The organism is Simplicispira piscis (genome assembly GCF_054783455.1).
The window spans coordinates 35,367-56,778 of the sequence record NZ_BAAGQN010000023.1; the positions used below are offsets into that span (position 1 = coordinate 35,367).

21 protein-coding genes are annotated in these 21,412 nt (G+C 62.0%); 12 read left to right on the forward strand and 9 right to left on the reverse strand.

What is annotated here, in order from left to right:
• Window positions 1-62: 62 nt before the first annotated feature.
• From ACYVOC_RS16255 to ACYVOC_RS16265, 3 genes are all read left to right on the forward strand, one after another.
• A complete protein-coding gene (locus ACYVOC_RS16255; protein ID WP_116003181.1) occupies window positions 63-767 on the forward strand; it encodes a CoA pyrophosphatase in 705 nt (234 codons plus the stop codon).
• A gap of 70 nt (window positions 768-837) precedes the next feature.
• Window positions 838-1,824 (forward strand): CobD/CbiB family protein, encoded by a 987-nt coding sequence (locus ACYVOC_RS16260; RefSeq protein ID WP_116003182.1) that lies wholly within the window; start codon window positions 838-840, stop codon window positions 1,822-1,824.
• 79 nt (window positions 1,825-1,903) lie between these two features.
• Window positions 1,904-2,983: a hypothetical protein gene (locus ACYVOC_RS16265; protein ID WP_116003183.1), complete on the forward strand. Its 1,080-nt coding sequence runs from the start codon at window positions 1,904-1,906 to the stop codon at window positions 2,981-2,983.
• Window positions 2,984-3,107: 124 nt separating this feature from the next.
• Here the strand turns inward: ACYVOC_RS16265 and rsgA are convergent, their stop codons facing one another.
• From rsgA to ACYVOC_RS16280, 3 genes are read right to left on the reverse strand one after another with little or no spacing between them, the layout of a single operon-like run.
• The gene (rsgA, locus tag ACYVOC_RS16270; protein WP_116003184.1) at window positions 3,108-4,052 is read right to left on the reverse strand and encodes a ribosome small subunit-dependent GTPase A; all 945 of its coding nucleotides are present in this window, start codon (window positions 4,050-4,052) and stop codon (window positions 3,108-3,110) included.
• A gap of 18 nt (window positions 4,053-4,070) precedes the next feature.
• Window positions 4,071-4,406 (reverse strand): 4a-hydroxytetrahydrobiopterin dehydratase, encoded by a 336-nt coding sequence (locus tag ACYVOC_RS16275; protein ID WP_461162461.1) that lies wholly within the window; start codon window positions 4,404-4,406, stop codon window positions 4,071-4,073.
• Window positions 4,403-5,719 (reverse strand): M48 family metallopeptidase, encoded by a 1,317-nt coding sequence (locus ACYVOC_RS16280; RefSeq protein WP_461162462.1) that lies wholly within the window; start codon window positions 5,717-5,719, stop codon window positions 4,403-4,405. The genes ACYVOC_RS16275 and ACYVOC_RS16280 overlap by 4 nt, the downstream gene beginning before the upstream one ends.
• 37 nt (window positions 5,720-5,756) lie before the next feature.
• Here ACYVOC_RS16280 and orn point away from each other — a divergent pair, with 37 nt between their 5' ends.
• The 3 genes from orn to ACYVOC_RS16295 all read left to right on the forward strand — a co-directional run bounded on the left by orn (window position 5,757) and on the right by ACYVOC_RS16295 (window position 10,004).
• Window positions 5,757-6,335, forward strand: a complete 579-nt coding sequence (gene orn, locus ACYVOC_RS16285) for an oligoribonuclease (RefSeq protein WP_116005931.1) — start codon at window positions 5,757-5,759, stop codon at window positions 6,333-6,335.
• Between the two features lie 253 nt (window positions 6,336-6,588).
• Window positions 6,589-8,424 (forward strand): DEAD/DEAH box helicase, encoded by a 1,836-nt coding sequence (locus ACYVOC_RS16290; protein WP_461162463.1) that lies wholly within the window; start codon window positions 6,589-6,591, stop codon window positions 8,422-8,424.
• 77 nt (window positions 8,425-8,501) lie between these two features.
• Window positions 8,502-10,004 (forward strand): sensor domain-containing diguanylate cyclase, encoded by a 1,503-nt coding sequence (locus ACYVOC_RS16295; protein WP_461162464.1) that lies wholly within the window; start codon window positions 8,502-8,504, stop codon window positions 10,002-10,004.
• Window positions 10,005-10,009: 5 nt separating this feature from the next.
• On the opposite strand, the gene ACYVOC_RS16300 is transcribed toward ACYVOC_RS16295, so the two are convergent.
• Window positions 10,010-11,236, reverse strand: coding sequence for a multidrug effflux MFS transporter (locus ACYVOC_RS16300; protein ID WP_461162465.1), 1,227 nt, complete (start codon window positions 11,234-11,236; stop codon window positions 10,010-10,012).
• A 223-nt stretch (window positions 11,237-11,459) separates the two neighbouring features.
• Here ACYVOC_RS16300 and greB point away from each other — a divergent pair, with 223 nt between their 5' ends.
• A complete protein-coding gene (greB, locus tag ACYVOC_RS16305) occupies window positions 11,460-12,017 on the forward strand; it encodes a transcription elongation factor GreB (RefSeq protein WP_461162466.1) in 558 nt (185 codons plus the stop codon).
• Here greB and ACYVOC_RS16310 read toward each other — a convergent pair.
• The 4 genes from ACYVOC_RS16310 to ACYVOC_RS16325 form a co-directional block, all read right to left on the reverse strand.
• On the reverse strand, window positions 12,010-14,286 hold the full coding sequence (locus ACYVOC_RS16310; RefSeq protein ID WP_461162467.1) for a RelA/SpoT family protein: 2,277 nt from the start codon (window positions 14,284-14,286) through the stop codon (window positions 12,010-12,012). The genes greB and ACYVOC_RS16310 overlap by 8 nt on opposite strands.
• Before the next feature lie 93 nt (window positions 14,287-14,379).
• Window positions 14,380-14,583 (reverse strand): DNA-directed RNA polymerase subunit omega, encoded by a 204-nt coding sequence (gene rpoZ, locus ACYVOC_RS16315; RefSeq protein WP_116003189.1) that lies wholly within the window; start codon window positions 14,581-14,583, stop codon window positions 14,380-14,382.
• A gap of 15 nt (window positions 14,584-14,598) precedes the next feature.
• Window positions 14,599-15,219 (reverse strand): guanylate kinase, encoded by a 621-nt coding sequence (gene gmk, locus ACYVOC_RS16320; RefSeq protein WP_116003190.1) that lies wholly within the window; start codon window positions 15,217-15,219, stop codon window positions 14,599-14,601.
• Window positions 15,220-15,255: 36 nt separating this feature from the next.
• Window positions 15,256-16,173: a YicC/YloC family endoribonuclease gene (locus ACYVOC_RS16325; RefSeq protein ID WP_116003191.1), complete on the reverse strand. Its 918-nt coding sequence runs from the start codon at window positions 16,171-16,173 to the stop codon at window positions 15,256-15,258.
• A 74-nt stretch (window positions 16,174-16,247) separates the two neighbouring features.
• Between ACYVOC_RS16325 and ACYVOC_RS16330 the strand changes: the two genes are divergently transcribed.
• The 5 genes from ACYVOC_RS16330 (at window position 16,248) to hemW (ending at window position 20,997) form a co-directional block, all read left to right on the forward strand.
• Complete coding sequence (locus ACYVOC_RS16330; RefSeq protein ID WP_116003192.1) at window positions 16,248-17,264, forward strand: serine/threonine protein kinase; 1,017 nt, start codon at window positions 16,248-16,250, stop codon at window positions 17,262-17,264.
• The gene (locus ACYVOC_RS16335) at window positions 17,261-18,160 is read left to right on the forward strand and encodes a PP2C family protein-serine/threonine phosphatase (protein WP_461162468.1); all 900 of its coding nucleotides are present in this window, start codon (window positions 17,261-17,263) and stop codon (window positions 18,158-18,160) included. The genes ACYVOC_RS16330 and ACYVOC_RS16335 overlap by 4 nt, the downstream gene beginning before the upstream one ends.
• Before the next feature lie 120 nt (window positions 18,161-18,280).
• Entirely contained in the window at window positions 18,281-19,012 is a 732-nt protein-coding gene (gene rph, locus ACYVOC_RS16340) for a ribonuclease PH (protein ID WP_461162469.1), read from the forward strand.
• Window positions 19,013-19,054: 42 nt separating this feature from the next.
• Window positions 19,055-19,672: an RdgB/HAM1 family non-canonical purine NTP pyrophosphatase gene (gene rdgB, locus ACYVOC_RS16345; protein WP_461162470.1), complete on the forward strand. Its 618-nt coding sequence runs from the start codon at window positions 19,055-19,057 to the stop codon at window positions 19,670-19,672.
• Window positions 19,673-19,764: 92 nt separating this feature from the next.
• A complete protein-coding gene (hemW, locus tag ACYVOC_RS16350) occupies window positions 19,765-20,997 on the forward strand; it encodes a radical SAM family heme chaperone HemW (protein ID WP_461162471.1) in 1,233 nt (410 codons plus the stop codon).
• 31 nt (window positions 20,998-21,028) lie between these two features.
• Here the strand turns inward: hemW and ACYVOC_RS16355 are convergent, their stop codons facing one another.
• Complete coding sequence (locus ACYVOC_RS16355; protein ID WP_116003197.1) at window positions 21,029-21,340, reverse strand: I78 family peptidase inhibitor; 312 nt, start codon at window positions 21,338-21,340, stop codon at window positions 21,029-21,031.
• Between the last annotated feature and the right edge of the window lie 72 nt (window positions 21,341-21,412).

A 21,412-nucleotide genomic window follows, 5' to 3' on the forward strand; every position in this document is an offset into this window, starting at 1 on the left:
GAACGGCCCGAGCCGCTGCAGCTTCTGTCTGTAGCGGCTTTTTGCTTTTCTGCATTTCCCCCATGGCTTTTTCTCCCCCCTCTGAACCGCCGGTGCACCGGTTGCCCGACTTCGACCCGCGTGCCATACCGGTGCTGGGGGTGGACGCACACCTGCCGGCAGTGCCTGCGGCGCAGCAAACGGCGCAGGCACTGCGGGAGCGTTTTCGGGCGCCGCCCGTCTGGGCGCCCGAGATTGCCTCGGAGAAACGCTTCAGCGAGCGGGCACCGGCCCGCGCCTCGGTACTGTTGCCCATCGTGCAGCGCGACCAGCCTATGGTGCTGTTGACCGAACGCACCTTGCACTTGTCTACGCACTCGGGCCAGGTGGCGTTTCCAGGCGGGCGGGCCGATCCCGGGGACAGCAGTCCCGCCGATACCGCCTTGCGCGAGGCGCAGGAAGAAGTAGGCCTTGAGCGGCGCTTTGTCGAAGTGCTGGGTTCGTTGCCCACGTACCAGACGGGTTCCTCTTTCATCATCACGCCCGTGGTCGCTCTGGTGCGGCCCGATTGCGTGCTGCACCCCAACCCGTATGAAGTAGCCGCGATTTTCGAGGTGCCCCTGGCTTTTTTACTCGACCCGGCGCACCACCAGCGCCACGCGGTGGAGTGGGAGGGCGTGCGCCGCGAGTGGTTCTCCATGCCCTACGATGACGGTGTGCGCAGCCATTTCATCTGGGGTGCCACGGCGGGCATGCTGCGCAATTTTTACCGTTTCATGCAGGCATGAAGGCGCTGGGGTCTGTGTGGGGGCTCTGTGCAGGCAAGGTCTGTCCATCGGGTCGGTATCATCCACGTCCATGAGTTTCTTTGCCATCCTGTTTGCGCTGCTGGTCGAGCAGGCCCGCCCGTTGGCGCGCAGCAACCCGATCCATGCCGGGCTGCGCGCCTGGTCACTGTCGGTCAGCCGCAATTTCGATGCGGGCAAGTCGCACCACGGCTGGGTGGCCTGGGCGCTCGCAGTGCTGGTGCCTCCCCTGTTTGTGCTGGCCGTGTACCAAGGGCTGCTCTGGTTCGTGGGCTGGCCGGTGGCGGTGCTTTGGAACGTGGCAGTGCTTTACGTCACCCTGGGTTTTCGGCAGTTCAGCCACCATTTCACCGGTATTCGCGATGCGTTGGAAGTGGGCGATGAAGACGCTGCCCGTGAACGCCTGGCGCATTGGCAGCAGGTGGATGTGGGTGACCTGCCGCGCAGCGAGGTGGTCCGCCACGTCATCGAATATTCGGTGTTGGCCGCGCACCGCCATGTGTTCGGGGTATTGGCCTGGTTCTCTGTGCTGGCTGCGCTGGGGTTGGGGCCCATGGGTGCGGTGCTGTACCGCATGGCCGAGTTTGTTTCCCGCTACTGGGCCGACCAGGGCGGCGACGCTGCGCAGCGGGCCAGCCCATCCTTGCGCAAGGCCACGGCCGATGCCTGGACTGCGATCGACTGGGTGCCTGCACGCCTGACGGCGCTGGTTTTTGCCGTCGTGGGCAGTTTTGAAGAGGCCATCGACGGCTGGCGCTTTCATGCCCAGCGTTTCCCCAATGACAACGACGGCGTAATCCTGGCCGCGACTGCAGGGGCCATCAATGTGCGCCTGGGCGGCGAGGCGCTCAAGTCGCGTGCCGATGCGCAGATGACGCAGGATTTCGAGGTGGACGCCCGCATCGGTGAGAGCGACAGCACCCCCGGGCGCGAGCCTGAGGTAGGCCATCTGCGCAGTGTGGTGGGCCTGGTCTGGCGTTCGGTCGTGGTGTGGCTGCTGTTGCTGGCCTTGCTGACCCTGGCCCGTTTGCTGGGTTGATTGATTTTCAAAATTGATAGCTGTTAGCGCTTGTGTATCAAGCGCTATAGCCCTATTTATTCCTATTTTTGGCAGATCGATGAACGAGACAACAGACACCCTTCCCCCCACGCCTGAGCAACTGGCCGAGGGATCCCGTGCGTTTTGGAAGGCTATGCAGGCAGAGCAGGGCGCATTGCAAGCCCTGTCCGCGCATGACCTGGTGGAGCGTCTCAATGCCCTGCTGGAGCCTGTGGTACCTGGTGTGGCGGCTGAAGTGGCGGGCGGCGCTGCCGAGGGTCCTGTGGGCACCGCTGCGCAGCTGGTGTTCACCTCGCACGGCAGCACAGCGCACTTTGCTGCCGTACAGGCCGTGGTGTCCCAAACGCCCCAGGACTTGCCGTGGGCAGTGGTGGCTTTTCGCCAGCGCGCCGGCGAGGGCTTTGGTATGCGCATGGACAAGTTTGAACTCTCCAGCCGCGACCTCCTGGTGCGCGCAGGGCAGTTCGAAGGCCGGGTGGCCTTGGGTCTGTCGTTTGCCCAGCCAGTGCCCATGGACATGCAGGACCATGCGCGGCACATGGCGTTCATCTTGCTGGACCACATGCTGGGCGAGTTCGATCTGGCGGTAAAAGTGGGGCTGGTGGAGTTTGAAGAAGATGGCCTGAGCGAAGGCACGGGTTTCGATGCTGCACCGCCTTTGCCGCTGGACCAGGCGGTGGCCGTGGTGGATGCACTGTGGCGCGATGCCTTGGGACGCAATGGCCAGTTTCCGGCGGGTTCACCCGACTGGGAGGCACTCCAGGGCCGCAGCGCCCAGGGCAGCGAAATACATGTCCAGGTCAACCGCAGCGCCAACACCTTGGTAGGCCGTGCCGACCTGGGTTGGCGGGTGGATGCCAGCCTGCCCGTGGACACGGCCAGCGCGCTGGCAGCGGCACGGGCGTTCGAAAAGGCCTGGACGGCGTCTCTGGCGGTGCACCAGCAGGGCATTTGCAGCCATGTGGTGCAGCGCGACGGCTGGCGCCATCTGTGCTGCTATGTGGCTGACAGCCCCGCCGCCGTGCAGGCTGCGTTGACCGTGGCACAGCGTTGTTTGGCCGATGCGCAGGCCCTTGAATTGGCCGTGACGCACGAGCCGGGCTGGGACGACTACCTGGTGTGGCTGGGTCGTTGCTAAGCCTGGCTTGTGCGGTGCCTGCTCATTCCATTTCTAAATCACCCGTGTCGTTGTTGCTTCGCCTTGCCGTGCTGCAGCATTGTCTGCGGCTTCGCGCCTAGACACGAATGATTTGGAAATGGAATCAGTACCGCGTCTGCCCCAGTTCGGCGAACAATTCGCTGTAGATTTTGTGGCGATGGGCGCTGAGCCCGTTGCTGCCTTCGCCCTGTCGCAGGGCTGCCAGTACGCCGCAGCCCGGTTCATGCAGATGGGTGCAGTTGTAGAACTTGCAGTGGCTGGCATGCGCCGCGATGTCGGGCATGCAGCCAGCCAGTTGCATGGGGGCGATGTGCTGCAGTCCAAACTCCTGAAACCCCGGCGAGTCGATCAGCGCCGTGGTGCGCTCCCCGTCCATCCAGTACCAGGTGGTGCTGGTGGTGGTGTGCTTGCCTGAATTCAAGGCCTGTGAGATCTCCCCGGTGAGCACCGTGGCACCCGGCACCAGCAGGTTGATGAGCGTGCTCTTGCCCGATCCAGAGGGACCCAGCACCAGCGTGGTTTTGCCTTGCAGGTGGCGCACCAGCTCGGCGCGGCTGGTGGCATCGGCCTGCGCCAGGGACAGTGCCAGCACCTCATAGGAGCGGCCTTCGCCCATGTTGCGGTAGGGACGCAAACGCTCCCACGCCCGGGCGAAGGGTTCGGTCAGGTCGCTCTTGTTCAGGGCAATCAGCGGAGTGATGTGCGCGGCCTCGGCTGCAATGAGCGCGCGGGCCAGTTGGCTTTCGGAAAAAACGGGCTCGGCCGCAATGAGGATCAGCACCTGGTCCAGATTGGCCGCAAACGACTTGGTGCGGATCTCATCCTGGCGGTAGAAAAGGTTGCGCCGTTCCTGTACCTTCTCGATCGTGCCCTCGCTGCCCTGCCCGGATGGGGGTGCCTGCCACAGCACATGGTCGCCCACCACAGCCTGGCTTTTCTTGCCACGCGGGTGGCAAATGCGGCGCTCGCCGTCGGGCGACTCGACCATGCAGTGCCGCCCATGGCTGGCAACGATCAGGCCTTCCTGGAGGGTGCTGCGCTCAGCCATGGAAATGCGGCATCGGCATCACGCGACCAAGGCGTCAAAGCGCGCCGCACAGTCAAAGTCGCTGGCCGACAAACCGCCCACATCGTGCGTGTTCAGGCGCACCACGCAGCGGTTGTAATGCACGGACAGATCCGGGTGGTGGTCTTCGGCGTGGGCGATGAAGGCCAGAGCATTCACGAAAGCGATGGTTTCGAAATAGTTGGCGAAGCGGTAGGTCTTTTCGATGGCCACGTTGGCGCCGTCTCCGTGCAGGCTCCAGCCTTCGAGTTGGGCCAGTTTTGCTACTATTTCTGTAGCTGTCAGCGCTTTGCGGGTAAGCGTTGACCAGTCTTTTTTCTTTAAATCGGATGTCATGTGGATGCAGGGGTGGGCATGCGCGCCAGTCTTTCGACGGCTGGCGGGTGTGAGTAATGGAATTTCACGTAGAGCGGGTCTGGCGTGAGCGTAGAGGCATTGTCCTCGTAGAGCTTGAGCAGCGCCGAAGCAAGGTCTGCACCGTTGGCCTGGGCCATGGCATAGGCGTCCGCTTCGAATTCATGGCGGCGTGAGAGCTGGGCGAACAGGGGCGCCAGAAACACGGTAAAGACCGGCACCGCCAATAGAAAAAGCAACAGCGCCAGGGCGTCGTTGGGTGCTGCAGGTGTGTCGGTCACCAGCAGCGCCAGGCTGGGTTGTACGCCCAGGCCTGTAAAGAACCAGGGCTGGCTTGAAAGCCAGCCCAGCAGTGCAAAGCCCGCCAGGCTCATGGCAAACAGGCCCACCATGCGTTTGCGGATATGGCGGTGGTGGAAGTGCCCTAGTTCATGTGCCAGCACTGCCTCTACCTCGCCGGGAGTGAGTTGTTTGAGCAAGGTGTCATAGAACACCACGCGCTTGGCCGCGCCAAAACCCGTGAAGTAGGCATTGGCATGCGCGCTGCGGCGGCTGCCGTCCATCACGAACAAGCCTTTGGCCGCGAAACCGCAGCGTTGCATGAGGGCGGTGACGCGGGTTTTGAGCGACTCATCCTGCAGGGGCTGGAACTTGTTGAACAGCGGGGCAATAAAGGTGGGGTACACCACCATGAGCAGCAGGTTCAGTCCCATCCACAGGCCCCAGGCCCATAACCACCACAGCATCCCTGCAGCGCCCATCAGCCACAGAACGGCCGCTGCAACAGGAAGGCCAATAAGCGCTCCCAGCAGCGTGGACTTGAGCAGGTCGGTCAACCACAACCGCAGCGTCATCTGGTTGAAGCCAAAGCGTTGCTCCAGCACAAAGGTTTGGTACAACGTGGCGGGCAGATCGATCAGGCCGTTGACCAGTGCAAACGCGGCCAGCAGGGCCAACTGCTGGCGCATGCCGCCGCCCAGCAAGGACAGCAGCGCCTGGTTCAGCGCATCGAGCCCGCCCATCAGCGTCCAGCCCATCAGAACTGCAGTGCCCAGGGCCATTTCCAATAGGCTAAAGCGCGCCTTGGCGATGGTGTAGTCGGCAGCCTTCTGGTGGGCCTGCAGCGGAATGTGCGCGGCGAACGTGGCCGGGACGCCCTGGCGGTGGCGTGCCACGTGGCGAATCTGCCGCGATGTCAACCAGGCCTTGAGCAGGAAGCCGGCGACCAGGGCCAAGGCAAAAGCCAGAGTGAGGGCCAGCGAGGGCGAGAGGGAAGCAGGGGTGTCTACGGGCATGTCGCGCGAGTGTAGGGCATCAGCGACAATGCCGCCCATGTCTCAAACACCCATGGCACCAGCCCCTGTGCTGGCTAAATCCGACCTGAACCTTGTCTGGCTCGACTGTGAAATGACCGGGCTGGACCCCGAAGTGGAGCGCATCATCGAAATCGCTGTGGTCGTTACCGGCCCCTCGCTGGAGCCCCGGGTGGAAGGCCCGGTGCTGGTGATCCACCAGTCCGATGAGCTGCTGGGGAAAATGGATGCCTGGAACAAAGGCACGCATGGCCGCAGCGGCCTGATCGACAAGGTCAAGGCGTCCATGCTGACAGAAGAGCAGGCGCAGGAGCAGATCATCGAGTTCCTGGCGCGCTATGTGCCCAAGGGCAAGGTGCCGATGTGCGGCAACAGCATTGGCCAGGACCGGCGGTTTCTGGCCCGCTACATGCCCCGCCTGGAAGCCTTCTTCCACTATCGTAACGTGGATGTGAGCACCCTCAAGGAACTGGCCAAACGCTGGAAGCCCGAGGCTTACAGCAGCTTCAAAAAGGCCCAGAAACACACGGCACTCGCCGATGTGCAGGAGTCCATTGAAGAACTGGCGCATTACCGGACAAACTTCCTGTCTTTGTAGGGTGCTTGCGGGAAAACCCGAAGTTGTGCGATAATCGCAGACTTGCAATGCACATGCACTGCAATATTTGTGCATCTCCCTTCACACACTGGGTCCGCAAATCCTGGAACAGGCCAAGGCCTTCCATGTTGCGATGAATACCCACCCGCACCAGCACGACGCTGGCGCAGGTTTCGTTTGATGGTTGATGTTTTTTGACCATTGACGAACCCACCACAAGCTGCGCTTGTGGGTGTTTTCGTGTGAGAAAAATATGACTGACACTTTCCAAGTGCAGGGCGAATTCGCGCCTGCTGAATCTTCCTTTGTCGCCGAAATTGCCATGCAGGATGTCCCTGAGCATCTGGCCGCCGACGTGACTGCCGAGCCCAATGGCTTTGTCGAACTGGGCCTGGCGCCCGAACTGGTGCAGGCCGTTGCCGACCTGGGCTATACCCAGCCCACCAGCGTTCAGCTCAAGGCCATTCCCCTGGCCATGGGTTCGGGCTCCGAAGGCGGTCGCTTCATCGATCTGATGGTTTCCAGCCAGACCGGTAGCGGCAAGACCGCTGCGTTCCTGCTGCCCGTGCTGCATACGCTGATTCGCCAGCAGGCCCAGGCTGAAGCGGCTGCCCGTGCAGAGTTTGAGAAATCTGTCGCGGAAGCCGCCGCACGCGGCGAGGCCGCCCCGAAGCGCGCCAAGCGCAAGGACCCGACCAACACGCGCAACTTCAAGCCGGCTATTCCGGGCGCCCTGATTGTCTGCCCCACGCGCGAACTGGCGCAGCAGGTGGCGCACGATGCCATCGACCTGGTCAAGCATGTGCGCGGCCTGCGTGTGGCCAATGTGGTGGGCGGCATGCCGTACCAACTGCAGATCGCCAAGTTGCAAAACGCCGACCTGGTAGTGGCGACGCCCGGCCGCCTGCTGGACCTGCAGCGCTCGATGCAGATCAAGCTCGACAAGGTGCAGTTCCTGGTGGTCGATGAGGCTGACCGCATGCTCGATCTGGGCTTCTCTGACGATCTGGCCGAGATCAATCAGCTGACCAGCCAGCGCCAGCAGACCATGATGTTCAGCGCCACGTTCGCCCCCCGAATCCAGCAGCTCGCCATGCGCGTGATGCACGATGGCGGTGCTTCGGTGCAGAAGATCCAGATCGATTCGCCACAGGAACGACACACCAACATCAAGCAGATGCTGTATTGGGCCGACAACGCCCAGCACAAGCGCAAGATGCTCGATCACTGGCTGCGTGACACCACCATCAACCAGGCCATCGTTTTTGCCAGCACCCAAGTGGAATGCGACGGCCTGGCCGCCGATTTGCAACAGGACGGCTTCAGCGCCGTGGCACTGCACGGCGCTTTGAGCCAGGGTTTGCGCAACCGCCGCCTGATGGCGCTGCGCGGTGGCGAAGTGCAAATTCTGGTCGCTACCGATGTGGCCGCGCGTGGCATTGACGTGCCCACCGTGACCCACGTTTTCAACTATGGTTTGCCCATGAAGGCTGAGGACTATACGCACCGCATTGGCCGTACTGGCCGCGCAGGCCGCGATGGCCTGGCCGTGACCTTTGCCGAGTTCCGCGATCGTCGCAAGATCTTCGACATCGAGGGTTACAGTCGCCAGCAGTTCAAGGCCGAGGTCATCCCAGGTCTTGAGCCCATGCAGCGCATGCCATCGTCGCGCCCTGCGCCCGACTATGCCAACCGGGGCGGTGCAGGCGGCGGCGGGCGTGATCGCAAGTTCGGTGCGCCTCCTTCGCGCGGCGCTGACCGTGGCAATTTTGGCGGTGGATTTGGCGGTGGTTTCAATGACCGCCAGCGCGTGCAGGGGCGCCCCGGCGACGACCGCCGGCCTGCGCCGGGTGGTTTTGGTGGTGGCCGTGACGACCGTGGTTTCGCTCCGCGCCGCGACGGTGAAGGTGCTGGCCGCAAGCCTGGCTTTGGTGAGCAGGCCCGTGGCGGTTTTGCTCCACGGCATGAAGGAGCCGCCCCGCGCGGTGATTTCGCGCCGCGTCCGCAGCCATCGTTCTCCAAACCAGGTGCAGGCAAGTCGTTTGTCCCGCACGACGCACGCAAGCGCCCAGCGCGTCCTGCGCGCTGACCGCAGCAACCTGAACCGGCCTTGAGGGCCGGTTTTTTTTGGTCATCCGCAAGACAAAATCAAAAGCTGCCCGGACAATGGACGAAACAGGAGAAATTACCGTGCCGCCAACACTCTCTTCGGGTACCGACTTCGAGCACATGTTCGAGCTGGCGCCCACATCGCTCTGGCTGGAAGACTTCAGTGCACTCAAGCAGCTGTTCGATGCCTGGCGCGCCGAGGGTGTGACCGATCTGCGTGAACACCTGGCGCAGGACCCTGCCAGAGTGCACCAGTGCATTGCTTGCTACAAGGTTTTGCGGGTGAACCAGCGCACGCTGGAGCTTTTTGCCGCATCCAGCCAGACCGAGTTGATGCACAACCTGGACAAGGTTTTTCGGGATGACATGCAAACCCAGGTCGCCCATGAGTTGTCGCAACTGTGGTCGGGCGCACCGGAGTTCACCAACCAGACGGTCAATTACGCTCTGGATGGGCGGCGTCTGGATGTAAAAATCCGGGCGCGCATCCTCCCAGGGCATGAGGCAACGTGGAGTCGGGTACTGGTCTCGCTGGACGATGTAACGGCCCAGGTGCAGAGCGCCCTCAAACTACAGCGCAGCGAACGCTATGCGCGCGACCTGTTCGAGCATTCCCCTGTGTCCCTCTGGGTGGAGGATTTTTCAGCCGTCAAGCGCCTCATGGATGGGGTGCGTGCCCAGGGTATTCGCGATTTCAAGACTTTCATCAAGGTGCACCCCGAGTTTGTTTCGCGTTGCATGGAAGAGATACGGGTCATCGACATCAATCAGCTGACACTGAAGATGTTTGGCGCCGTGGACAAGGGCGAATTGCTCAACAACATCGGGCGCATTTTTCGCGGCGAAATGCACGATTCTTTCGCCGAACAGTTGCAGGACCTCTGGGACGGCAAACTGTTCCAGCAGCGCGAGGTCATCAACTATGCGCTTTCGGGAGAGCCCGTGTACATCCACATGCAGTTTTCGGTGCTCGAAGACCACCATGAACAATGGGATCTGGTTCTCCTGTCACTGGTGGACATCACAGCGCGCAAGAAGGCCGAAGCCTATCTTGAATACTTGGGCAAGCACGATGTACTCACCCAGTTGCGCAACCGGACCTTCTATGTCGAGGAACTCAACCGCATCACGCGCAAGGGACCCTGGCCTTTGAGTGTGATCACCATTGATCTCAATGGCCTCAAGTCCATCAATGATGAGCATGGCCATGCTGCGGGTGATGCGCTGCTGCGGCGAATGGGCGAGGTGCTGGCCAAGGCCGTGGAGGCATCAGCCTGCGCTGCGCGTATTGGTGGAGACGAATTCACGGTGCTGCTGCCAGGCACCGATGAACGGGGGGCGCTCGCGGTGCAGGAGCGCATCAGCTCTTTGGTGGACATCAGCAACCAGTTCTATCCCGGGCAGCATTTGAGTCTGGCCATTGGCACGGCCACCTGCGCCTTGGGCGATCAGGTCGAGTCGACCTTGCACCGTGCAGACAAAGCCATGTATGTCGAAAAGCAGCACTACTATCAGCAGCAACCCCGCGAGCGCCGTGGCAGCAGCGATTCGCAAGCCTGAGTCTTTCAGCCCGCGTGCTGCCCGATTTCGGGCCAGCGGTGGTGCAGGTAGATCCAGGCCACAAGCCCAACGCTCATCATGAGCAGAGATGCGGTGGCCAATAGCAGAGTCGAATGCATGATCAAGGGCACCACCACGCCTGCCACCAGCCCGTTGGCTGTCGATCCGACAAAGGCTTGCAAGGACGAGGCCATGCCCCGGCGCTCAGGGTAGAGATCGAGGACCAGCAGCGTTACCACCGGAACCATCAGCGCCCAGCCAAAAGCAAAGAGGGCGATGGGCAGCATGGCCCAGGCCACATGGGGGGGCAAAAACAGGTTGGCCACCAGGTTCAGGACTGATATGGTGAGCATGATCAGAAACCCGTGGCGAATCTGCCGTTTGGGTGCTATGCGCCCCGCCAGGCGGCCGCTGAGCCAGGCGCCGGACATGATGCCCGAGATGGTCAGCATGAAAAACCAGAAAAACTGCGTAGGAGCCAGTTCCAGGTGCTGGCCGAGAAACGCCGGGGCCGCCAGAACATACAGGAACATGCCATTGAAGGGAACACCGCTGGCCAGTGCCAGCAGCAAAAAGCGCGGGCTGGAGCCCAGTTGCCAGTAACCACGCATCAGGTGCTGCACATTGAATGGCTGGCGGTGGTCGGTGTGCAGGGTCTCTGGCAGGAGCCGGTAATTGGCTGTCCACAGCGCTACTCCGATGGCGGTGAGAAACCAGAAAATACTGTGCCAGCCGGTATGCACATAAAGCCATCCACCCACAATGGGCGCGACGGCTGGTGCCACACCGAAATAGATGGTGACCTGGCTCATCACCTTCTGTGCCTGGGCGGGAGGGAACATGTCACGGATGACCGCCCGCGACACAACAATGCCCGCACCAGTTGAAAGGCCCTGCAGGGCACGGAACAGCACCAGTTGTTCAATGCTCTGCGCCAGGGCGCAACCCGCCGATGCCAGGGTGAACATGGCAATGCCCCACAGCACGACGGGCCTGCGGCCAAAGCTGTCTGCCAGCGCGCCATGGAACAGGTTCATGAAAGCAAAGCCAAACAGGTAGGCTGAGAGCGTTTGCTGCATTTCGACCGGAGTGGCACCCAGAGCGCCAGCGATGCCTGAGAAGGCCGGCAGATAGGTGTCGATCGAGAACGGGCCCAGCATGCCTAGCAAAGCCAGCAGTACGGCCAGCGCCCAACGGGGCGCGCGCCAGAGTTCATTGGCTTGCGGGTTCATAGTGACAAGGCAGGCGGGTGAAGCGCAGGCTGTGCGCGGCAGAGAAGCAGCAAATTATGGGCGAAAGCACGGCGGTGTGCCGCGCCCGTGCAGACAGCGCCTTTTGCCGGAGCGGGCGGTCGACATTGCAGGCTGAACGGGTAAGCTGGCGCTGGTATGAAGTGGCGGGTTCCCATTCCGCGGACCGAAGAATTTTTTTACCAAATGTACCGATAGATTCGACATGAGCAAGGCATTTACCAAAGAAACCGATGCAGACGAGGACGACGGTCACGAACTGCCACCTTTGCCTGCAGGAACCAAGAACTACATGACGCCCGGGGGCTATGCGCGGCTGCGCTCCGAGTGGCTGGAGCTGATGGACAACGAGAGACCCCGGATGGTTGAAATCGTGCACTGGGCAGCCAGCAATGGCGACCGCTCGGAAAATGGCGACTATCTCTATGGCAAGAAGCGCTTGCGCGAAATCGACCGACGGATTCGCTTTCTGACAAAACGGCTGGAAATGGCCGAAATCGTCGATCCCGCCCTCCATGCAGGCAGCGAGCAGGTGTTTTTCGGCGCCACGGTGACGTATATGGATGATCTGGATGTCACGCGCACCATCACCATCATGGGCATTGACGAGGCCGACAGCAGTCTAGGGCAGGTGAGTTGGGTTTCCCCCGTGGCCCGTGCGCTGCTCAAGGCGCGGGTGGGCGACGAAGTGACGTTGCCCACACCGGCGGGCTCCCGGGCTCTTGAAATACTCGCGGTTTCCTATCCGCAAGCGATCAGCTGAGCGGCAGCGCGCGCATGGCCCGCAATACGGCAGGTGTGCGGCGCAGATTGCGCAGGGCTGCTTCCAGGTGGGCTTGGTCACGCACGGCGATGATGAAGCGCAGGTCGATGGTGTCCAGCGCAGTCTCATCGTCCATGTCCACATGGGTGATGTCTGCTTCCGAATTGGCCAGTTCGGAAGCAATGCGGGCCAGAACACCCTTGCCATTGTTCACGGTCACGATGATGCGTGTCTCGAACATGCGCACCGGTTCTTCCGACCAGTCCACCGCAATAAAACGCTCACTGTCCTTGTTCTGCAGGCGCTTGGCCACCGCACATTGCGCGACGTGCACGACAAGTCCCTCGCCACGGCCCAGATAGCCCACGATGCTGTCGCCCGGGATGGGGCGGCAGCATGGGGCGTATTTAATAGACACGCCTTCGCTGCCATCCAGGGTAACGCCCCCTTGGGACACTGTCTCGTGCGAGGTGTAGCGTTCCCGTGTCAGGAGCAGTGCGTTGGGGCGGTGGCCGTGCTCAGACATCAACCCGACCAGCCGCTTGGCCACAATGGAGGCAACACGTTTGCCCAGACCAATGTCGGTCATCAGGTCGCTGCGCGAGCGGCTTCCAGTGAAGCGCAGGAGTTTGTCCCAGATCGGCAGGGTCTCATCACCAGAATCTGGCAACTGCTCCAGGCCTTCTGCACGCAGTGCCTGTGTCAGTAGTTTTTCGCCCAGGCTTTCCGATTCACTTTGCGCCAGGGTCTTGAGATGGTTGCGAATTTTGGAGCGCGCACGCCCGGTGCGTACAAAACCCAACCAGGCCGGGTTGGGGGTTGCGTTGGGTGTGGTGATGATTTCCACCACATCGCCGTTTTTCAGTTCGGTGCGCAGCGGAACCTGCTCGTTGTTGATTTTGGCCGCGCTGGTATGGTTGCCGACATTGCTGTGGATGGCGTAGGCAAAATCGACCACGGTGGCGCCGCGGGGCATGGCCATGATCTGGCTCTTGGGGGTGAAGATATACACCGCGTCCGGGAACAGATCCACCTTCACATGGTCCCAGAACTCGGCGGCGTCACGGGTTTCATTCTGGATGTCGAGCAGGGACTGCAGCCATTTGGTGCCCAGCCGCTCTGCCGCTGTACCGTCCGTACTCTGCGCCTTGTAAAGCCAGTGGGCTGCCACACCGGCCTCCGCAATCAGGTGCATTTCTTCGGTGCGCATCTGGAATTCGATGTTCACGCCTGAAGGGCCTACCAGCGTAGTGTGCAGCGACTGGTAGCCATTGAGTTTTGGAATGGCGATATGGTCCTTGAACTTGCCTGGCGCAGGCTTGTACATCTGGTGCAGAACGCCCAAGGCGGTGTAGCAATCCGTGATGCCGGGGACGATCACCCGAAAGCCATAGATGTCGGTCACCTGTGCAAAGCTCAGGTGCTTGAGTTCCATCTTCTGGTAGATGGCGTAGAGGGTTTTTTCGCGCCCAGCCAGCCGGGCCTGCATGCCAATACGTGCAAAGGCGGCATCGACATCGGCCTGGACTTTTTGCACCAGGTCGCGGCGACGATTGCGCGCCTTGCCCACCGCTTTGGCGAGCGTGACGTAACGCCACGGGTGCAGATGCCGGAAAGAGAGGTCTTGCAGTTCGCGGTAGGTTTGGTTGAGTCCCAGGCGATGGGCGATGGGCGCGTAGATTTCCAGCGTTTCGGACGAAATGCGCCCCCATTTGCTGCGCGGCATGTCGGACAAGGTCCGCATGTTGTGTGTGCGGTCGGCCAGCTTGATCAGGATGACCCGTACATCGCGGGCCATGGCGAGCAGCATCTTGCGGAAGGACTCGGCTTGGTTTTCCTCGCGGGTGTCGAACTGCAGTTTGTCGAGTTTGGTCAGCCCATCGACCAGTTCGGCGACGGGTGCGCCAAAGCGGTCAATCAGATCAGCTTTGGTGACGCCGCAATCTTCCATGGCGTCGTGCAGCAGTGCGGCCATGAGCGCCTGGGCGTCGAGCTTCCAGGTGGCGCATTGGGCGGCAACCGCAATCGGATGGGTGATGTAGGGCTCGCCGCTGTTGCGTAATTGGCCGAGGTGTGCCTCGTCGGCGTAGCGGTAAGCCTGGCGGACCATCTCTACCTGGGCGGCATCCAGGTAGTCCAGGCTGTCGGTGAGTGCGGCAAAGCTGGCCGCTGCTGCATTGGCAGCCGCCGCAGAACTGGCGCCCGGAATCGCCGAGGACTCGCCCGGTCGAATGTCGCCCGCAGGGGAATTGTTCAACACCGCTTTCATGCCTTTAATGTAGCGCGGCTGCCGCCTGGAGATGGGATCCATAAAAAAAGCACCGCCTGGCGGTGCTTTTTTTTTAGGTCGACGGCAGAAATATCAGCCGGGAACCTTCTTGAGCATTTCAATGCCCACTTTGCCTGCAGCGATTTCGCGCAGCGCTGTCACGGCGGGCTTGTTGCGGCTTTCGATGCGGGGAGCATGTCCGTGGCTGAGCATACGCGCGCGGTACGTGGCTGCCAGCACCAGTTGGAAACGGTTGGGGATTTGCTCAAGGCAATCTTCGACGGTGATGCGGGCCATGGTTTCTCCGGGGTGTCAGGAAATGTTGAGCGACACAAAAGTCTCTGCGCGCGCGCGGCGCTGGGCCGCATATTTGAGTCGCTGTGCGTGGACAATGGCTTTCAGATCGAAAAGCGCACGCTCAAATAACTCGTTGATTATAACGAAGTCGAATCGGCTTACCTGGGCCATCTCCTTGGCCGCGTTCTTCAGGCGCACCTCGATGACCTCGGCAGAGTCTTCGCCACGGCGCTCCAGACGCGAACGCAATTCGTCCCAGCTCGGGGGCAGGATAAAAATGAGCACGGCATTGGCAAAAACCTCCTTGATCTGGAGTGCGCCCTGGAAGTCGATTTCCAGAATCACATCGTTGCCCTGGGAGATGCGTTCTTCGATGGCCTTTTTCGAGGTGCCATAGCGGCGGCCATGCACATTGGCCCATTCCACGAAAGCATTGGATGCCACCATGGCGTCGAACTCTGACTCCGACGCAAAAAAATACTCGCGCCCGTGTTTTTCCTGGCCTCTGGGGCCGCGCGTAGTGTGCGAAACCGAGGCGTGCACCTGGGAGTCGAGTTCCTGCAAAGCCTTGACCAGACTGGATTTGCCCGCTCCGCTGGGTGCAGCGACGACGAATAGATTGCCTGGATATTCCATAAGGGGTGAGCGCAATGCGCTATGAAAATTAAAGCGTCACTCGATATTTTGCACTTGCTCGCGCATCTGCTCGATCAGAACCTTCATGTCCACGCTGATGCGTGTGAGGTCAAGTGCCGATGATTTGGAGCCCAGGGTATTGGCCTCACGGTGCAGTTCCTGGATGAGAAAGTCCAGGCGCTTGCCGACCTCGCCGCCTTTTTTCAGCAGCCTTTCGATTTCGTCCAGGTGCGATTGCAGGCGGGTGACTTCCTCGGCCACGTCGATGCGGATGGCGAAGGCCGTGGCCTCTGACAAGGCGCGATCCTGTGCGGCCTCGGGCGTTGCGGCGCCTTCGGCCAGGCCCATGGCTTCCTTCCAGCGTTCCATAAAACGCTGGCGCTGCTGCTCTACCAGCAGGGGAACCAGGGGCGTCGCCTGCTGGGCCAAGGCGCCTAATTGCTTGACGTGGCCCCGAAGCATGGTCACCAGGCGCGCACCTTCCTGCTGCCGGGCTTCCAGCAGGGCAGTGAGGGCCTGTTCGGCCAGTGCCGGTACGGTTTCACTCCAGTCCTCGGTGCCTGCGCCCTGGCCTGTGCACAGGCGTAAGACCTCTGCCACGCTCAAAGGGGCTGCCTGGGGCAGCCAGGCGCGCACGGCGTCCTGTGCTGAGTTGAGGCGTTGCAGCATGCGCGGCGACGGATCGGGAATGGTCGAAGAGTCGCCGCTTTCCAGTGTGGCGCGCACTTCGACCTTGCCGCGTTTGATCTTCGCGGTCAGCAGGGTGCGCAGCACGGGTTCCATGGCGCGCAGTTCGTCAGGAAGGCGGAACGAGAGATCAAGGAAGCGGCTGTTGACGGAGCGGATCTCCAGTCCCAGGCGCCGCCCGGGGAGCGGCCGGGCTTCGGCTTCGCTGCTCCCGGCGCCCGCACCGTGCTGGGCGCTGGCGTATCCGGTCATACTGTAAACTGGCATTGGGCTTTTGATGGTTGCTTGCGATCCGGCGATTATCCGGGTTCTGATCGGCCCCCAAATCTTCTGCGCAAAATATGTCAAAAATCAAACCGGCGCCGCTGCCGCCCGATACCACGATTGGTGGTTACCGTGTGATCCGCCGGTTGTCCTCCGGTGGTTTTGGTGTCGTCTACCTGGCCGTGGATGCCGAGGGGCAGCAGGTGGCCATCAAGGAATACCTGCCGTCGTCGCTGGCGACCCGCGCTCCGGGCGAGTTGTTGCCCAAGGTGCCCCCCGAAAAACTGTCGCTCTACCGTCTGGGGCTCAAGAGTTTCTTTGAGGAAGGGCGCGCGCTGGCCCAGATCTCGCACGCCTCGGTGGTCAGCGTGCTCAATTTTTTTCGTGAGAACGAAACCGTCTACATGGTGATGAACTACCTGGAGGGGGGAACCCTGCAGGATTTCATCATCACCGCGCGCGATCTCAAGACGCAAAAGGTGTTCCGCGAGTCCACCATCCGCAGTCTGTTCGATGAAGTCTTGCGCGGCATGCGCATCGTGCACCAGCACAAGATGCTGCACCTGGACATCAAGCCGGCCAATATCTTCATCACCGACGACAACAAGGCCGTGATGATCGACTTTGGCGCCGCGCGCGAAGTGCTGTCCAAGGAAGGCAACTTCATCCGCCCCATGTACACGCCCGGATTTGCCGCTCCCGAGATGTACCGGCGCGACTCGTCCATGGGTCCCTGGACCGATATCTACGCCATCGGCGCATGCATTTACGCCTGCATGCAGGGTTTTCCGCCCAACGAGGCGCCGCAGCGCCAGGAAAAAGACCGGCTGTCGCTGGCGTTGGCCAAGCTGCGCGGGGTGTATTCGGACAACCTCATCGAGGTGGTCGAATGGTGCATGGCGCTCGATCCCCTGTCGCGCCCGCAGTCGGTGTTTGCGCTGCAAAAAGAGCTCTCACGCGAAGGTGAGCGCCGCTATACCAAGCTGAGTGTGGGCGAAAAAATGCGCCTGCAACTCGATACCCTGGTGTCCGACACCAAGAAAAATGTACAAAAAGTGGGTGACGCCACAGGAATCGGAGCCAAGCCCAAATGAAATTCTCCGTATTCCAGATCAGCCGCCGTGGTGGCCGTGAGAAGAATGAAGACCGTATGGGTTACTGCTACACGCGGGAATCCGGCCTGTTCGTGCTGGCCGACGGTATGGGCGGACACCCCGAGGGCGAGGTGGCTGCGCAGATCGCCATGCAGACCGTGGCGGCCTTGTTCCAGCGCCAGGCGCGGCCTGTGCTGGAGGATGTACAGGAGTTTTTGTCCTCTGCACTGCTGGCGGCCCACCACCAGATCCTGCGCTATGCCAGCGACAAAGGCATGATCGATTCGCCGCGCACCACGTTGGTGGCCGCTGTGGTGCAGGCGGGCAGTGCCACCTGGATCCACTGTGGCGATTCGCGCCTGTACATGGTGCGCGGTGGCGAGTTGCTGACGCGCACGCGCGATCACTCCTACCTGGAGCTGCGCAACATGCCGGTCGGGCTGGAGCGCATCAACCGCAATGTGTTGTTCACCTGCCTGGGCTCGCCCACCAAACCCATCTATGACATGACGGGGCCCGTGCACCTGGAGCAGGGCGACCGTATTCTGCTGTGCTCCGACGGCCTGTGGGGCACCCTCAGCGACGAGGAAATCGGCAAGCAGCTGGGCAGCCAGACAGTATCAAATTCCGTGCCGGAACTGGTGGAACAGGCTTTGCGCAAAGCGGGTGACAGCAGCGACAACGTCACGGTAGTGGCCATGGAGTGGGAAACCCCCGACGCCTACGAGTCCACCCAGGGCGTGTCCACCGACAGCATCAGTGACGATGTGTTCGCTTCCACCATCCAGGCAGGGCCCATTGATGGCCTCGTCGACGATCTGGACGATGAAGCCATCGAACGCTCCATTGCCGAAATCAACGAGGCCATTCGCCGCTCTGCTGCACGCAAAGCATGACAACCCCCTGAGTGTCGCTGCACGCCGACCCTTGCGCGGCGGTCACAGGCCTTGGTCGCGCGCTTCGGGTGGGCCCTGGGTTGTGCATGAGGCCCACCCATTTGTTACACCGGAAATTCCATGACCACTTTTGAACGCAGCGGCGGCCGCGCCGTCGACCAGTTGCGCCCTGTGCGCATGACCCGCCACTACACCATGCACGCCGAAGGTTCGGTGTTGATTGAGTTTGGCAACACCCGGGTGCTGTGCACGGCCACCGTGGAAGAAAAAGTGCCACCGCACAAGCGCGGCAGTGGCGAGGGTTGGGTGACTGCTGAATACGGCATGCTGCCGCGCGCCACGCATTCGCGCAGCGACCGCGAGGCCGCGCGCGGCAAGCAAAGCGGCCGCACGCAGGAAATCCAGCGGCTCATCGGACGCTCGTTGCGTGCGGTGTTTGACCTGAAGCTTCTGGGCGAGCGCTCCATCGTGCTCGACTGCGACGTGCTCCAGGCCGACGGCGGCACGCGCACCGCCGCCATCACGGGCGCCTGGGTGGCGGCGCAGGATGCAGTCAACCGGTTGCTCGCCAGCGGCAAGCTGACGACCTCGCCCATCCGCGAGCCGGTGGCCGCTATCTCGGTGGGCATCGTGCAGGGCCAGCCCGTGCTCGACCTTGAGTATGTGGAAGATGTTCAATGTGACACCGACATGAACGTCGTCATGACCGGCGCCGGGCATTTCGTGGAAGTGCAGGGCACGGCCGAGGGCGTGGCTTTCACGCGGCGCGAGATGGACCAGCTTTTGGCACTGGCCGAAAAAGGCATTGGCGAACTGATGCAGATGCAGCAGATAGCACTGCAAAAAAAATAGCTTGCTCCGCTTGATGGATAAGCGTTAGAGGGTGATTTGACTATGAAGATCGTATTGGCATCCAACAACCGTGGCAAGCTGGCCGAGCTGCAAGCCATGTTTGCGCCGCTGGGGGTGGAGCTGGTGCGCCAGGCCGACCTGGGCGTGGGCGAGGCCGAGGAGCCGCACCGCACCTTTGTCGAGAACGCGCTGGCCAAGGCGCGGTTTGCCAGCAGCCACACCGGCCTTCCTGCGCTGGCCGATGACGCCGGCCTGTGTGTCGATGCTTTTGGCGGCCTGCCGGGTGTGGACACCGCTTACTACGCCACCCAGTTCGGGTACGAGAAAGGCGATGACAACAACGTGCGCGCCTTGCTGGAGCAGATGCAGGGCCAGGACAACCGCCGCGCCGCCCTGGTCAGCACCCTGGTCGCCGTGCGCAGCCCGCAAGACCCCGAGCCACTGATCGCCGTGGGCCGCGTGGTGGGCGAGATCACACACGCGCCGCGCGGTGCGCATGGTTTTGGCTTCGATCCCGTCATGTTCATCCCGGAATTCGGGCAAACTTTTGCCGAGTTGCCCCCCGAGGTCAAAAACGCACACAGTCACCGCGGGCGCGCAGCCCAGCAAATGCGGGCGTTGATGCGCGAGCGCTGGCTTGTGGATGAATCAAAAAAGTGAGCTGCCAGCGCTCGTAAATAAACAGTTTCAACTATTTTTAATATTGAAATCGTTGATGAACAAGCGCAAGCAGCTATGCTTTTGATATCACCATGAACATCCCCATCACCCCCGCAGCACCGCCCGGCGTGCCTGTGCGCGACATCCAGCACTACATGCGCCCCGGCCTGCTGCAGCTCACCAGCCTGCCGCCGCTGTCGCTCTACGTACACCTGCCCTGGTGCCTGAAGAAGTGCCCGTACTGTGACTTCAACTCGCATGCGTGGGCGGGCGAGGTAGCGCTGCCCGAGCAGCGCTACCTCGATGCCCTGTGCGCCGACCTGGAAGCCGCGCTTCCTCTGGTCTGGGGCCGCCAGGTGCAAAGCATTTTCATCGGCGGCGGTACGCCCAGCCTGTTTGCGCCCGCATCCATTGACCGGCTGCTCGGCGACATCCGCGCCCGCCTGCCGCTGGCGGCGGGCTGCGAGGTAACGCTGGAAGCCAACCCCGGCACCTTCGAGAAAGACCGCTTCCGCGCCTTCCGCTCGGCGGGCGTCACGCGCCTGTCCATCGGCGTGCAAAGCTTCAACGACCAGCACCTGCAGGCCCTGGGCCGTGTGCACGACCGTGCCCAGGCCCTGGCAGCGGTAGAGGAAGCCGCCCAGGCGTTCGACACCTTCAACCTCGACCTGATGTACGCGCTGCCCGGCCAGGATCTGGCCGGGCTGGAGCAAGACCTGCGCACCGCGCTGGCGCTGGCACCGCCGCACCTGTCCGTCTACCACCTGACGATCGAGCCCAACACTTTCTTTGCCAAATACCCGCCTGTGGTGCCGCCCGACGATGACGCCTACGCCATGCTCGACCGCATCACCGAGCTGACCGGGCAGGTGGGGCTGCAGCGCTACGAAATTTCGGCCTATGCCCGCGCCGGCCACGAGTGCGTGCACAACACCAATTACTGGGAATTTGGCGACTACCTGGGTATTGGTGCCGGCGCGCACAGCAAGATCAGCTTTGCGCACCGCGTGGTGCGCCAGGCCCGCTTGCGCGAGCCGCGCCTGTACATGGACAGCGCCCTGGCGGGCAACGCCCTGGCGCTGGACGACGATGTGCGCCGTGCGGACCTGCCGTTTGAATACATGCTCAACGCCCTGCGCCTGCGCCGTGGTTTTGCGCTGCAGGACTTTACCGAGCGCACGGGTTTGCCCGTGACGGTGCTGGCCAAGGCGCTGGACGAGGCCGAGCGCAAAGGCCTGATCGTGCGCGACATGGCCCGTGTGCAGCCGACGGAGCGGGGATTCGACTTCCTGAGCGATCTGCAGGAGCTGTTTCTGGCCGATTGAGGGCTACAGCGGCCCCGCGGTGGGCGCCAGATCAGCCGCAGCGCACTGCGACGATGCGGCCTGCGGCATCGACTTCCAGGTTCAGGCGCTCGGCGTCAAATTCTTTGGTCACCATTTGCCCCGGCCGGATGATGCGTGCCATCAGCGCACCGGCGGAGACGCGCGCCGCCTCCACCACCTTGGCCGTGCTGTTTTTACCGACGGCCGATTGCGCTGGCTGGGCGTTGCAGGTGCCCCCCAGCGGTGCACCGCTGGGGCCGGTGGCCGGGCCTTGGCTGGCACAGCCTGCCAGCAGCACAACCAGGGCGGGCACAAGGCCCTTCAAAACAGCGTGTTTCAGCATCAGTGGGTTCCTGTCAAAAAATGCAAGGCTAACGCAAGCGCGGCGCAGGGGGCGTGCTCTTGCTGTAAGCGA

What these genes read in the sequence shown, in the direction of transcription:
- orn (WP_116005931.1), top strand. Translation starts at nt 5,757, where the DNA reads ATGTCTCAAACACCCATGGCACCAGCCCCTGTGCTGGCTAAATCCGAC.
- ACYVOC_RS16280 (WP_461162462.1), bottom strand. Translation starts at nt 5,719, where the DNA reads ATGCCCGTAGACACCCCTGCTTCCCTCTCGCCCTCGCTGGCCCTCACT.
- ACYVOC_RS16260 (WP_116003182.1), top strand. Translation starts at nt 838, where the DNA reads ATGAGTTTCTTTGCCATCCTGTTTGCGCTGCTGGTCGAGCAGGCCCGC.
- ACYVOC_RS16355 (WP_116003197.1), bottom strand. Translation starts at nt 21,340, where the DNA reads ATGCTGAAACACGCTGTTTTGAAGGGCCTTGTGCCCGCCCTGGTTGTG.
- ACYVOC_RS16265 (WP_116003183.1), top strand. Translation starts at nt 1,904, where the DNA reads ATGAACGAGACAACAGACACCCTTCCCCCCACGCCTGAGCAACTGGCC.
- gmk (WP_116003190.1), bottom strand. Translation starts at nt 15,219, where the DNA reads ATGGAATATCCAGGCAATCTATTCGTCGTCGCTGCACCCAGCGGAGCG.
- ACYVOC_RS16335 (WP_461162468.1), top strand. Translation starts at nt 17,261, where the DNA reads ATGAAATTCTCCGTATTCCAGATCAGCCGCCGTGGTGGCCGTGAGAAG.
- ACYVOC_RS16275 (WP_461162461.1), bottom strand. Translation starts at nt 4,406, where the DNA reads ATGACATCCGATTTAAAGAAAAAAGACTGGTCAACGCTTACCCGCAAA.
- ACYVOC_RS16330 (WP_116003192.1), top strand. Translation starts at nt 16,248, where the DNA reads ATGTCAAAAATCAAACCGGCGCCGCTGCCGCCCGATACCACGATTGGT.
- rdgB (WP_461162470.1), top strand. Translation starts at nt 19,055, where the DNA reads ATGAAGATCGTATTGGCATCCAACAACCGTGGCAAGCTGGCCGAGCTG.
- ACYVOC_RS16255 (WP_116003181.1), top strand. Translation starts at nt 63, where the DNA reads ATGGCTTTTTCTCCCCCCTCTGAACCGCCGGTGCACCGGTTGCCCGAC.
- rpoZ (WP_116003189.1), bottom strand. Translation starts at nt 14,583, where the DNA reads ATGGCCCGCATCACCGTCGAAGATTGCCTTGAGCAAATCCCCAACCGT.
- ACYVOC_RS16325 (WP_116003191.1), bottom strand. Translation starts at nt 16,173, where the DNA reads ATGCCAGTTTACAGTATGACCGGATACGCCAGCGCCCAGCACGGTGCG.
- ACYVOC_RS16290 (WP_461162463.1), top strand. Translation starts at nt 6,589, where the DNA reads ATGACTGACACTTTCCAAGTGCAGGGCGAATTCGCGCCTGCTGAATCT.
- ACYVOC_RS16310 (WP_461162467.1), bottom strand. Translation starts at nt 14,286, where the DNA reads ATGAAAGCGGTGTTGAACAATTCCCCTGCGGGCGACATTCGACCGGGC.
- rph (WP_461162469.1), top strand. Translation starts at nt 18,281, where the DNA reads ATGACCACTTTTGAACGCAGCGGCGGCCGCGCCGTCGACCAGTTGCGC.
- hemW (WP_461162471.1), top strand. Translation starts at nt 19,765, where the DNA reads ATGAACATCCCCATCACCCCCGCAGCACCGCCCGGCGTGCCTGTGCGC.
- ACYVOC_RS16300 (WP_461162465.1), bottom strand. Translation starts at nt 11,236, where the DNA reads ATGAACCCGCAAGCCAATGAACTCTGGCGCGCGCCCCGTTGGGCGCTG.
- ACYVOC_RS16295 (WP_461162464.1), top strand. Translation starts at nt 8,502, where the DNA reads ATGGACGAAACAGGAGAAATTACCGTGCCGCCAACACTCTCTTCGGGT.
- greB (WP_461162466.1), top strand. Translation starts at nt 11,460, where the DNA reads ATGAGCAAGGCATTTACCAAAGAAACCGATGCAGACGAGGACGACGGT.
- rsgA (WP_116003184.1), bottom strand. Translation starts at nt 4,052, where the DNA reads ATGGCTGAGCGCAGCACCCTCCAGGAAGGCCTGATCGTTGCCAGCCAT.